Source organism: Brevibacterium samyangense, from assembly GCF_039529845.1.
Taxonomy (GTDB): domain Bacteria; phylum Actinomycetota; class Actinomycetes; order Actinomycetales; family Brevibacteriaceae; genus Brevibacterium; species Brevibacterium samyangense.
The window spans coordinates 52,885-64,819 of the sequence record NZ_BAAANO010000018.1 but is presented as its reverse complement, the minus strand read 5'-3'; the positions used below and the strand labels follow the sequence as shown (position 1 = coordinate 64,819).

Here is an 11,935-nt window from a genome sequence, read left to right as displayed (position 1 = left end):
GCCCGTCGGTGGTGCCCTGCCCACACCCCGTGCGGTGCCGGTCTTCGTCGACGAGGCACGGTCCCGCAGGTTCCTCCGGCAGGCGGTCGACGCGGTCGGTATCGAGGCCCTGTTCGACACCTCGCGGCTGCGCTGGTTCGCCCGGGCCGCGGATCCGGACGCGGCCGCCCTCCGGGTCCTCCGGGTGGCGGAGTCCCAGGCGGCCGGGGGGCGACGGGACCGGGTCGCCGAGCTGTGCGACGCGGATCCCGAGTTCCTCGGACGGCTCGTCGCCGTGGTCGGTGCCTCCGAGGCCTTGTGCGAACACCTCGAACGGAACCCCTCCTCGCTCGATCTCCTCGCCGTGGCCCCCGAGGCCGACCACCTCCTGCTCGGCACCCCGGACGCCGCGCCCGCGTCGCTGCGGGAGAACCTGCTGCGCGCCGTCGGTGCGGATCCCGACAGTGCCGCGCCCGTCGCGTCGCTCACCGGCGGATCCGGGGTGCAGACCCTGCGGTGGGCGTACCGTGACCTGCTCCTGCGGGTCACCGCGGATGACGTCCTCCATTCGGAGCCCACGGCGGTCGTCGGGGATGTCACGGCGGCACTCTCCGACATGGCCGCTGCCGTGCTCGACGCCGGGCTCGCGGTCGCCCGGGCCGAGGTCGCGGACGCCGGAACCGTGCGACTCGCGGTCATCGGCATGGGGAAGTGCGGTGCGCGCGAACTCAACTACGTGAGCGATGTCGACGTCGTGTACTGCTGGGCACCGGTCTCGGGTGACCCCACTCCGGAGGGTGAGGCGGTGGCGACCCGACTCGCCTCCCGACTCGCCGAGACCGTGAGCGCGGTCGGTGCCGACCCGGCCGTGACGGAACCGGCCCTGTGGGAACTCGACGCCGCTCTGCGCCCGGAGGGGAAGGCCGGTGCGCTCGTGCGGCGACTCGACGAGTTCGAGAACTACTACGCCTCGATCGCGGAGAACTGGGAGTTCCAGGCTCTTCTCAAGGCTCGCCCGATCGCCGGCGACGCCGCACTCGGAAATGCGTGGCGGGAGGCCCTGCACCCACTCGTGTGGCGGGCCTCGGAACGACCGGGATTCATCGCGCAGGTCCGGGCCATGCGGCTGCGCGTCGTCGATCTCATCCCGTCGAAGGACGCGCACCGGCAGATCAAGCTCGGTCCCGGCGGGTTGCGGGACGTCGAGTTCTCGGCCCAACTCCTCCAACTCGTCCACGGGCACGACGATCCGGCGATCCGGCGGACGACCACTCTCGTGGCGCTCGACGACCTCGGCGCCCGCGGCTACATCGGGACCCGGGACCGTGCCGAACTCGATGCCGCGTACCGGTTCCTCCGCGTGGTCGAACACCGGTTGCAGATCCCGCGCATGCAGCGCACCGCACTGCTCCCCGTCCAGGACGAGAAACTCCGGGTCCTCGCCCGGAGTGTCTACCCGTCCGGGGACCGGTCCGCCGCTCGTCTGCTCGCCGACCGCGAGCGGCACGCGATCCGGGTCCGTGCCCTCCACGAACAGATCTTCTACCGCCCGATCCTCGATGTGGCGGCCGGACACGAGTACGGGGGACTGCGCCCCGAGAGTGCACGCGAGCGGCTCGCCGCGTTCGGATACCGTGATCCGGCGACCGCGCTCGGTCACATCGCCGCACTCACCTCGGGGGTGTCACGGGCGACCAATGTGCAGCGCCAGGTGCTCCCGGCGATGCTCGACTGGTTCTCGTCCGGGGTCGACCCGGACGCCGGGCTTCTCTCGTTCCGGCGGCTCTCCGACTCGCTGTCGGGATCCGGTTGGTACGTCCGGATGCTCCGCGACTCCGGGAACGCGGCCCGTTCGCTCGCCCGGATCCTCTCGCTCTCGCACTTCGCCTCGGACCTGCTCCTCCACAATCCCGCGTCCACCGCGTGGCTCGACGATCCCCCGCTCCTGCAGCCGCGGTCGGACGCGTCGCTCGACCGGGAGGTCGAGTCCCTGCTCACCCGGCACGGTGCCTCGGCGGTGGAGCCGTTGCGGGCCATGTACACCCGCGAGGTGCTGCGCACCGCGATGGGCGAGATCCTCGGGATCGTCGAACGCGGGGAGACCCCGGCGCTGCTGTCGCGGGCGATGGACCGGACGATCGCGGGCGCGCTCCGCGCCGTGCGGGTGGGCCTCGACGGACGTGCGGACGTCCCCGCCTACGAGTTCGCGATCGTCGCGATGGGCCGGCTCGGCGGTGCGGAGATCGGGTACTTCTCCGATGCCGACGTCATGTACGTCTACCGGGCCCACGATCCGGACCTGCCGGCCGAGCAGCGGTCCCGTCTCGCCTCGCACGTCCGGACGGTGGCGATGACACTCGCGGCGGAACTCGGGCGGGCCGGTGTGTCCCTCGGGATCGAACTCGACGCGGATCTGCGCCCCGAGGGGAAGAACGGGCCTCTCGTCCGGACCTTCGAGGGATACCGCGGGTACTACACGCGCTGGTCCGAGCCCTGGGAGGCGCAGGCGCTCCTGCGGGCCCGACTCATCGCCGGGTACCAGCCTCTCGTCAAGGACTTCCTCGCCCTCGTCGACCCCCTCCGGTATCCCGCCGAGGTGCCGGAGGCCTCGGTGCGGCAGATGCGGACCCTCAAGGCCCGGATGGAGAACGAGCGCCTTCCGCGGGGCGCGGATCCCCGCCTGCACCTCAAACTCGGTCGGGGAGGTCTCTCGGACGTCGAGTGGTGCGCACAATTGCTCCAGCTGCGGCATGCGCACGCGCACCCGGCGCTGCGGACCACCAGGACCCTCGAAGCGCTCACGGTCGCTGCCGAACTCGGACTGCTCGCTTCCGACGACGCGGAGATCCTCACCGAGGCCTGGACCCTCGCGACCCGCGTGCGGGCCGCGGTCATGCTCCACCGGGGGCGGACCGCGGAGAGCCTCCCGGCCGATATGGGCGAGCTCGAGGCCACGGCACGGCTCATGGGGTACCCCGCGGGCAATGGGGGGACACTGCGGGAGGACTACCTCGGTGCCACACGGCGCGCCCGGAAGGTCATGGAACGCGTGTTCTACGGGCTCGAGTGAGTCGCTCGCGCCTCACGCCCGGGCCCGACTCCGCCGGCGGCGACCGTCACCATCCGGGGTGCGCCTCGTGCGGATCGTCACCGACGACGTGGTTCTTCGGGACCACGGTGAGCCCCGAGTCCGTGACGGTGTAACCGCGGCGGCGATCCACCTCGGGGAAGAGGCCGACGGTCTCGCCCGGGGGCACGACGACGTTCTTGTCGAGGATCGCACGGTGCACTCGGGCTCCGCGCTCGATCCGGACCCGGTCCATGAGGATCGACGAGGACACGGCGGCGAGGGAGTCGACGGTGACGCCCTGGGAAACGACCGACCCCTCGACGTACCCGCCGGAGATCACGACACCCGCACCGACGATCGAGTCGACTGCGCGCCCGGGCTGCCGATCGACGTCGTGGACGAACTTCGCCGGGGGCAGGACGTGCTGGCGCGTGAAGATCGGCCAGCGGAGGTTGTAGAGGTCGAAGGACGGCACCGGGGCGATGAGATCCATGTGCGCGTCGTAGAAGGAATCGATCGTGCCGACATCACGCCAGTAGCCGTGATCCGTGGAGTGCCCCCCGGGGATCACGTTGTGCGCGAAGTCGTACACCCCGGCCTGACCGCGTTCGACGAAGGCGGGAATGATGTTGCCGCCCATGTCGTGATTCGAGGACTCGTCCCGCGAGTCCTCGATCACCATGTCGACGAGGGCACGGGCGTCGAACACGTAGTTGCCCATGGAGGCGAGGAACTCGTCGGGGGAGTCGGGCAGACCGGCCGTGGTGTCGGGCTTCTCGACGAACCGGTCGATCGTGGCGGGCGAACCGGGAACGGTCTCGATGACGCCGAACTGCTTCACCTGTGCCATCGGCTGCCGGACGCCGGCGACGGTGGCGGCGAGACCGGACTCGACGTGCGCCTCGATCATCTGCCGGAAGTCCATCCGGTAGACGTGGTCCGCGCCGACCACGACGACGATGTCGGGGCGGGCGTCGTAGATGAGGTTGAGGCTCTGGAAGATCGCGTCCGCACTGCCCTGGAACCAGCGTTTGCCCACGCGCTGCTGCGCGGGGACCGAGGCGATGTAGTTGCCCAGGAGCGAGGAGAACCGCCAGGTCTCGGAGATGTGGCGGTCGAGCGAATGGGACTTGTACTGCGTGAGGACGACGATCTCACGGAATCCGGAGTTGACGAGGTTCGACAGCGCGAAGTCGATGAGGCGGTACGACCCGGCGAAGGGGACGGCGGGTTTCGCGCGGTCGTGCGTGAGCGGTTGCAGGCGTTTGCCCTCACCACCGGCCAGGACGATCGACAGGATCTTGAGATCGCGCATTCTGGTTGTTCCCCCAAACGTGGTGCGGTCACCGGGTGGTGTGCGGCCGAGCGACGTGACCGGTGTGTGATCCCGGTCATGTCCAGCCTATGCTCACCCTAGTACCTCCGAAAGAACAGCTCGTGACATTTCTGCTCGTGAGAGGCGGATGTCCATGCGTTCGGGAGGCCTGGCCGCTGTCCCCGCCCTGTGATTGGATCGACCTGTGCGTACTGACATCGTGACGAAGGAATTCCCGCCCGAGGTCTACGGAGGTGCGGGCGTGCACGTCGCCGAACTCTCCGCAGTCCTCTCCCGCCTCATCGACGTCCGCGTGCACGCCTTCGGGGGTCCCCGTGAGGAGCCGTACGCGCGCGGGTACCCGGACCTCGAGGCCCTCGCCGATCAGAACCCCGCGATCCGCACGCTCGGTGTCGATCTCTCGATGATCGCCGGGATCGAGGGTGCCGACCTCGTGCACTCCCACACCTGGTACGCGAACATGGCTGGGCACCTCGCCGGGCTCATGTACGACATCCCGCACGTGCTCTCCGCACATTCCCTCGAACCCCTGCGACCGTGGAAGGCCGAGCAGCTCGGCGGCGGGTACGCCTTGTCGTCCTGGGCCGAGCGGACCGCCTACGAGGGAGCGACCGGCATCATCGCGGTGTCCGAGGGCATGCGCCGGGACATTCTCCGGGCCTATCCGCAGGTCGATCCGGCGAAGGTCCGGGTCGTGTACAACGGCATCGACTCCGCCGCGTGGCAGCCGAACGAGGACACGAGCGCCCTCGTCGAGTACGGCATCGATCCTGATCGACCGAGCGTCGTGTTCGTCGGTCGTATCACCCGCCAGAAGGGCCTGCCGTTCTTCCTCCGGGCGGCTGCCCTGCTGCCGGAGGACGTCCAGGTGGTCCTGTGCGCCGGCGCTCCGGACACCCCCGAGATCGCCGCCGAGGTGTCCGGACTCGTGGCGGACCTCCAGGAGACCCGCCACGGCGTCATCCTCATCTCCGAGATGCTGCCGCGGCAGAAACTCACCCAGATCCTCACCCACGCCACCACTTTCGTGTGCCCGAGCGTCTACGAACCACTCGGGATCGTGAACCTCGAGGCGATGGCGTGCGGAGCCCCCGTCGTCGGAACCGGGACCGGTGGGATCCCCGAGGTCGTGCTCGACGGCGAGACCGGGATCATCGTGCCGATCGACCAGGTCGACGACGGCACCGGCACCCCACGGGATCCGGAGGTCTTCGTCCACGACCTCGCCGAGGCGCTCACCCGGATGGTCTCCGACCCCACCCGAGCGGCCGAGATGGGGCGGGCCGGCCTGCGCCGCGCCGTCGAGTCGTTCTCCTGGGAGCGCATCGGACGTGACACCGTCGAGGTGTACGCGTCGCTCCTGAGCTGAACGCGGCTCTCATCGTGGCCTCACATCCGGTCGATAGCGTGGCGCGCATGTCGCCCCGTGCCACCAGCCGCAGACTGCGCGCCTTCGCCCTCTCGTTCCGCGGTCGCACCCTCTTCGTCGTCCTCGCGGCGACGGCTCTCGGTCTCGCACTCACCGGAGCGATCACATTCGGCCTCCAGGGTGTCGCGGTGTCCGAACGGGCCGACGCCGAGATCCTCGACGAGATCGACGACCTCCAGACGATCGCCTCGGGCCCGGACGGCCGGACCTTCGGCAGCGTCGACGAACTGCTCTTCGAGGTGATGAGCTCCGACGTCCCGAGCACCCGCGAGAGCTTCGGTGCGATCATCGACGGCCGGCTCGTGTACGTCCCACCGGCCGCCGAACGGGCGATCGACATCGAGGATCCGGTCCTCGTCGAACACGCACTCGCCCTTGCTGACCCCACCCGCACCCAGTCGGCTCAGCTCGAGGACTCGCGCGGTTCCCTCGTCCGGATCGCCGTCGTTCCCGTGACGGTTCCCGGTGACCCGAGTCAGGGTTACATGGTCATCGTCAACGACATCGGGTACTTCTACGGACAGGTGTGGCGGAACCTGTGGCTGTACGTCGCGGTGAGTCTGCTCACGCTCGTGCTCGTCGCCGTCGTCGGGCACGCCGTCATGTCCCGGCTGCTCAAACCGCTGGACCGGATCACCGAGCTCGCGGGGCGGGCCCACACGAACGACCTCAGGGCCCGTGCGGAACTCACCGGTAACGGCGACGAGATCGATCGCCTCGGGGCGAGTTTCAACGCGATGATGGACCGGGTGGAGGACGGGATCACGGAACAGCGTCGGTTCATGTCGGACCTCAGCCACGAGCTCCGCACTCCTCTCACCATCATCCGCGGGAATCTCGAGGTCATGGACGAGGACGACCCGACCGACGTGGTCGACACCCGGACCCTCACACTCGACGAGGTCGACCGGATGAATCGGATGGTCGAGGACCTCTCCCTCCTCGCGAAGGCGCAGCGAAGGGATTTCATCGCGCCGGCACCCACCTCCTCGGCGGCGATCATCACCGAGGTCGCGGCGAAGGCCGCGGGCCTCGGGCCGCAGACGATCGAGACGGCCACGTCGACCGATCGCGAGGTCGTCGTCGACCGACAGCGGATCGAACAGGCACTCCTGCAGTTGTGCAAGAACGCGGTGACATACACGCCGGCGGACTCGACGATCTCGATCTCGGTGATGTTCACCTCGCAGGTGCACGGACGCCCGGAAGTCGGGTCGGCTGCGCTGTTCCGCGTCGTCGACGACGGTCCGGGCATCGCCTACGAGGAACAGGCCCACATCTTCGAACGGTTCCACCGCGGCTCGACGTCCCGTAACAAGGACGGTTCGGGGCTGGGCCTGTCGATCGTGCAGGCGATCGCGGAGGCCCACGGAGGGTGGGCCGAACTCCAGTCCGTCCCGGGTCACGGTGCGGCCTTCACGATCGTCGTTCCCGACGGTCCGCCGGCTCCCACGGCCGCCCCCGCGGTGCTCCCCGAGCGTCCCTGACCATCCGACCCCATGCCCAGCCCGCAGCTGACCCCGGCCTTCCCGTGGTCGACCATTCGAAAGGTACCGAAGTCATGGCACACATCCTCATCGCGGAGGACGAGGAGAACATCGCCCGTTTCATCGCGAAGGGCCTCACGAAGGCGGGCCACACCTCGGACATCGCCGCGGACGGCATGTTCACCCTGCAGTCGGCGCTCCACGGCGGGTACGACCTCGTGATCCTCGACGTCGGCCTGCCGACGATCGACGGGTTCGCGATCCTCGCGGCCCTCCGGGAATCGAAGAACCCGACGCCCGTCATCATGTGCACGGCGCGCGACTCGAGCGAGGACACCGTCCACGGGCTCACCGGGGGAGCCGTCGACTACATCCCCAAGCCCTTCGCGGTGTCCGAACTCGTCGCCCGTGTCGAACTGCGGCTGCAACCCGCCGTCGCCTCGCCCGGACCGGCCACGGGCGGCCATGCCGCTGTCGGGGAGCCGGAACTACGCAACGGCGCTCTCGTGCTCGATGTCCGGACCCGGCAGGCGACGATCGGGAACCACATCATCGATCTCTCGGCCCGGGAGTTCACCCTTGCCGAACTGTTCGTGCGCAATCCGGCGGTCGTGCTCGAACGCGCACAGATCCTCGACGAGGTGTGGGGCTACGACTACGACGGGAAGTCGAACGTCGTCGAGGTGTACGTGCGCTATCTGCGACAGAAGTTCGGGCACGACGCGATCGAGACCGTGCGCGGCCTCGGCTACCGGATGCCCCGTGACCCCGTGCTGTCACCGGTCGGATGAGAACGTTCTCATCCGACGCTCATGACCGGTTCACCGGGCACGGGCAGACTTGAATCCCGGGGCCGTGGACGACGGCCGGACGGCGGAGACCGAACCGCCGGCCATGACGAACGCAACAGGAAGCAGGTGGACCCGTGCGCATGCTCATCTCGATCGGCGCGATCGTCCTCGCCGGCCTCGCGGCGACGGGGTTGTGGGTATCGATGTCGAGCGGACCGGAGATCTCGCACGAACCCGTCGTCGCGAACTCGACGACCACGGGAGCCCCTACGGTCCGGGAGCCGACGACCTCACCCGGTCCGACGGGTGACACGGGCGCGCCCACGACCGGGGCGCCCGCTCCGTCCGCACCTGCCGGTGGGGACACCGGCGCAGGGAACGGCCCCGGCGGTGGGAGCACCGGTGGCGGGGGAAGTGCAAGCCTCCAGGTGCCCGCACCGGAACCGGAACCCGAACCGAAACCCCAGAAACCGCAACAGGTGGCTCCTGCACCGCAGGCACCTGCGGCGGACTCGGACGACGATGATGACGATGGCGACGATGATGACGATGACGATGACGATGACGACGACTGAGATTCACTGACACGGTCGGTGCGTACGCCGATAGTGTCGGCGGTCCACCGGACCACCGTCGACCCCGAGGGCCGGGCACCGGGAATGGTGCCCGGCCCTCGCCGCGGAACGCTCGGCAGGCACCGACGGTCAGTCGAACTCGAGTCCGAGGAGGGCGTTCTCGACGACCTCGGGCAGTGCCGGGTGGATCCAATACTGTTCCTTCGCCATGCGGTCGGCGGGCAGATCGAAGCTCATGGCCTGCACGAGGGGCTGGAGCAACATGGAGGCGTCGTCGCCGACGATATGGGCACCGAGCAGCCGGCGCGTCCGCCGGTCCGCGAGGAGTTTGACGAAACCGATCCTGTCCTCGAGTGCCCATCCGTACGCGACGTCCGCGTACTCCTGGACCTTGACCGTGTAGTCGACGCCGGCCGCAGCCGCCTGCTCCTCCGTGAGTCCCACTGTGGCGACCTGGGGGTCCGAGAACACGGCCGAGGGCACGGCACGGTGATTCACGACCGTGAGATCGGCGGCCTCGGCGGCGCCCGGCGCACCGGCGGCGATATCGGCGAGGAGGTTCGCCCGGACGACGCGTGCCTCGTGGTTCGCCACGTGCTTGAGCAGGTAGGGCGAGGAGATGTCACCGAGGGCGAAGACGCCGGGAACCGGTGTGCCGCCCGCGAGCACGCGCTGACGGTCGTCGACGGCGAGGCGCCCTTCGGTCGTGTCGAACCCGGCCCTGTCCACGCCGAGGCCCTCGAGCGAGGGGACCCGGCCGGTGGCGAGGAGCACCATATCGCTCGTGAGGCTCCCGGTGCCGCGGTCCGACGTACGGGTCGTCACGTGCACCCCGGCACCGGTGACCTCGAGTGCGGTGACCGAGGTACCGGTCCGGACGTGGTGGGCCGCGGCGAAGGCCGAGGTGAAGCGCTCCGAGACGGTCGAATCGGCGTGCGAGAGGAAATGGTCTCCGCGGACGAGCACGGTGACGTCGACGCCGAGTGAGGAGAAGACGTGCGCGAACTCGGCAGCGATGAACCCACCTCCGATGATCGTGAGGCTCCGGGGGAGGGAGTCGATCCGCATGATCGAGTTCGAGGTGGCGACCGGGTACCCGGGGGAGTCGACACGAGCGGCGTCGAGACCGGGGAGTTCCGGGACGTGTGCGTGCGAACCGGCCGCGATGACGATCCTGTCGGCCGTGATCTCGGCCCCCGAGTCCGTGACGACCGTCCGCGGTCCGGTGAACCGCACGTGCTCGGGGTACACCGTGACGTTCGGCAGGCGATTCGTGCGGTAGTCACGTCCGCCGGCCTCGATCGGGTCGATCCGGCCGAACACCCGGTCGCGGATGGCAGGCCAGTCGGCGGCGGAGAACGACGTGGTGAGGCCGAAACGGGCGGTGTGTGCGGCGGAGGCGGTGCGTGCAAGGTCCGCGGTCTTCACGAACATCTTCGTGGGGATGCAGCCGACGTTGAGGCACGTGCCGCCGAAGAGGTGCGCCTCGGCGATGGCCACCTTCTGGGAATCGAAGTGTTCGTCGACGATCGAGTTCCCGGAACCGGTGCCGATAACGAGGAGGTCGTAGTGGGTCATGTCCCGAAGTCTAGGCGGACACCGCACCGGCGGCGGTGTGACGTCCGCCGGTCGGGGAGCCACGCCGTGGGTGCAGCGACGAGATGAATGCACTGCGGCCCCGGACGGGGAGTCCGGGGCCGCAGTGGGACGCGCAGGGACCGAGCGGGCGGCACCCTGCGGCGAACGATCAGACCGAGTAGTAGAGCTCGAACTCGGTCGGGGTCGGGCGCAGGCGCGCGACGTCGATCTCGGCCTCACGCTTGTACGCGATCCAGGTCTCGATGAGGTCCTCGGTGAAGACATCGCCGGCGGTGAGGAAGTCGTGGTCGTTCTCGAGCGCGACGAGGGCGTCCTCGAGGGAGTTCGGCACGGTCTTCATGTCCTTGAGCTCCGCGGCGGGGAGCTCGTAGAGGTCCTTGTCCACCGGTGCCGGCGGCTCGATGCGGTTCTTGATGCCGTCGAGGCCTGCCATGAGCTGCGCCGAGAACGCGAGGTACGGGTTCGACGACGGGTCCGGCACGCGGAACTCGAGGCGCTTGGCCTTCGGCGAGGAACCGGTGATCGGGATGCGGATCGCGGCCGAACGGTTACGGGCCGAGTACACGAGGGTGACGGGCGCCTCGAAGCCGGGAACCAGACGACGGAAGGAGTTGAGCGTCGGGTTCGTGAAGGCGAGGACGGAACCGGCGTGCTCGATGAGGCCGCCGATGTACCAGCGTGCGAGGTCGGAGAGTCCTGCGTAGCCGTTCTCGTCGTAGAAGAGGGGCTCGCCGTTCTTCCACAGCGACTGGTGGCAGTGCATGCCGGAGCCGTTGTCGCCGAACATCGGCTTCGGCATGAAGGTCGCCGACTTCTCGAAGTCGAGGGCGACGTTCTTCACGATGTACTTGAAGTTGAGCAGCTGGTCGGCCGCGTGCTTGAGGGAGTTGAACTTGTAGTTGATCTCCTGCTGACCGGCGGTGCCGACCTCGTGGTGCGCACGCTCGACCTCGAAGCCCACCTGCTGAAGGGTGAGGGAGATGGCGTCACGGACGTCCGCGAAGTGGTCCTGCGGGCCGGTCGGGAAGTAGCCGCCCTTGTAGGGGGTCTTGTAACCGAGGTTGCCGCCGACCTCCTCGCGGCCGGTGTTCCACGCGGCCTCGATCGAGTCGAGCTTGTAGAAGGAGTGGCCCGGCTCGTTCTGGTACTGGATGTTGTCGAAGAGGTAGAACTCCGCCTCCGCGCCGAAGAACACGGTGTCCGCGATACCGGTCGACTTGAGGTACGCCTCGGCCTTCGCCGCGACCTGGCGGGGATCGCGCGAGTAGGGCTCGTCGGTGAAGGGGTCCACGATCGAGTGGAAGACCACGAGGGTCTTCGCCTCACGGAACGGATCGATGTACGCGGTGGTCACGTCCGCGAGGAGCTTCATGTCCGACTCGTTGATGGTCTGGAAACCACGGATGGACGAGCCGTCGAACAGCAGGCCCTCCTCGATCGCTTCCTCGTCGTACGCGGAGGCGGGGAGGTTGAAGTGCTGGACCTGGCCCGGCAGGTCGGTGAAGCGGATGTCGACGAACTGAACGTCGTTCTCCTTGATGAACGCGGTGAGTTCGGAGGGGGTCGTGAACAAGGTGGCTCCTGGCGTCTGAGTGGACAGGGAGACGGTGAGGACCGGCGTCTTCGATCACAGTCCGGTGGCGGAATGTCCTGAAGTCGGATCCACGTC

The 11,935-nt window shown here is 68.7% G+C and carries 8 protein-coding genes; 5 read left to right on the top strand and 3 right to left on the bottom strand.

From position 1 onward, the window contains the following. Positions 1-3,049: bifunctional [glutamine synthetase] adenylyltransferase/[glutamine synthetase]-adenylyl-L-tyrosine phosphorylase (locus tag ABD172_RS10160; RefSeq protein WP_344309291.1), on the top strand; the 3,049-nt coding region annotated here is incomplete at its 5' end. A 46-nt stretch (positions 3,050-3,095) separates the two neighbouring features. On the opposite strand, the gene glgC is transcribed toward ABD172_RS10160, so the two are convergent. Then, positions 3,096-4,364: a glucose-1-phosphate adenylyltransferase gene (gene glgC, locus ABD172_RS10155; protein WP_344309290.1), complete on the bottom strand. Its 1,269-nt coding sequence runs from the start codon at positions 4,362-4,364 to the stop codon at positions 3,096-3,098. A gap of 205 nt (positions 4,365-4,569) precedes the next feature. Between glgC and glgA the strand changes: the two genes are divergently transcribed. The 4 genes from glgA (at position 4,570) to ABD172_RS10135 (ending at position 8,667) form a co-directional block, all read left to right on the top strand. Continuing rightward, the gene (gene glgA / locus ABD172_RS10150; protein WP_344309288.1) at positions 4,570-5,754 is read left to right on the top strand and encodes a glycogen synthase; all 1,185 of its coding nucleotides are present in this window, start codon (positions 4,570-4,572) and stop codon (positions 5,752-5,754) included. Between the two features lie 47 nt (positions 5,755-5,801). Further along, positions 5,802-7,301, top strand: a complete 1,500-nt coding sequence (locus ABD172_RS10145) for a sensor histidine kinase (protein WP_344309286.1) — start codon at positions 5,802-5,804, stop codon at positions 7,299-7,301. 74 nt (positions 7,302-7,375) lie between these two features. Next, complete coding sequence (locus tag ABD172_RS10140; protein ID WP_344309284.1) at positions 7,376-8,092, top strand: response regulator transcription factor; 717 nt, start codon at positions 7,376-7,378, stop codon at positions 8,090-8,092. Between the two features lie 140 nt (positions 8,093-8,232). Next, a complete protein-coding gene (locus ABD172_RS10135) occupies positions 8,233-8,667 on the top strand; it encodes a hypothetical protein (RefSeq protein ID WP_344309282.1) in 435 nt (144 codons plus the stop codon). 129 nt (positions 8,668-8,796) lie between these two features. On the opposite strand, the gene ABD172_RS10130 is transcribed toward ABD172_RS10135, so the two are convergent. Next, positions 8,797-10,245 carry a mycothione reductase gene (locus ABD172_RS10130; RefSeq protein WP_344309281.1) on the bottom strand — a complete coding sequence of 483 codons (1,449 nt, stop codon included), beginning with the start codon at positions 10,243-10,245 and terminating at the stop codon, positions 8,797-8,799. 169 nt (positions 10,246-10,414) lie between these two features. Then, complete coding sequence (glnA, locus tag ABD172_RS10125; RefSeq protein WP_344309279.1) at positions 10,415-11,839, bottom strand: type I glutamate--ammonia ligase; 1,425 nt, start codon at positions 11,837-11,839, stop codon at positions 10,415-10,417. Positions 11,840-11,935 lie beyond the last annotated feature (96 nt).

Coding starts and splice junctions, on each gene's coding strand:
- ABD172_RS10145 (WP_344309286.1), top strand. CDS start 5,802: ATGTCGCCCCGTGCCACCAGCCGCAGACTGCGCGCCTTCGCCCTCTCG.
- glgC (WP_344309290.1), bottom strand. CDS start 4,364: ATGCGCGATCTCAAGATCCTGTCGATCGTCCTGGCCGGTGGTGAGGGC.
- ABD172_RS10140 (WP_344309284.1), top strand. CDS start 7,376: ATGGCACACATCCTCATCGCGGAGGACGAGGAGAACATCGCCCGTTTC.
- ABD172_RS10135 (WP_344309282.1), top strand. CDS start 8,233: ATGCTCATCTCGATCGGCGCGATCGTCCTCGCCGGCCTCGCGGCGACG.
- ABD172_RS10130 (WP_344309281.1), bottom strand. CDS start 10,245: ATGACCCACTACGACCTCCTCGTTATCGGCACCGGTTCCGGGAACTCG.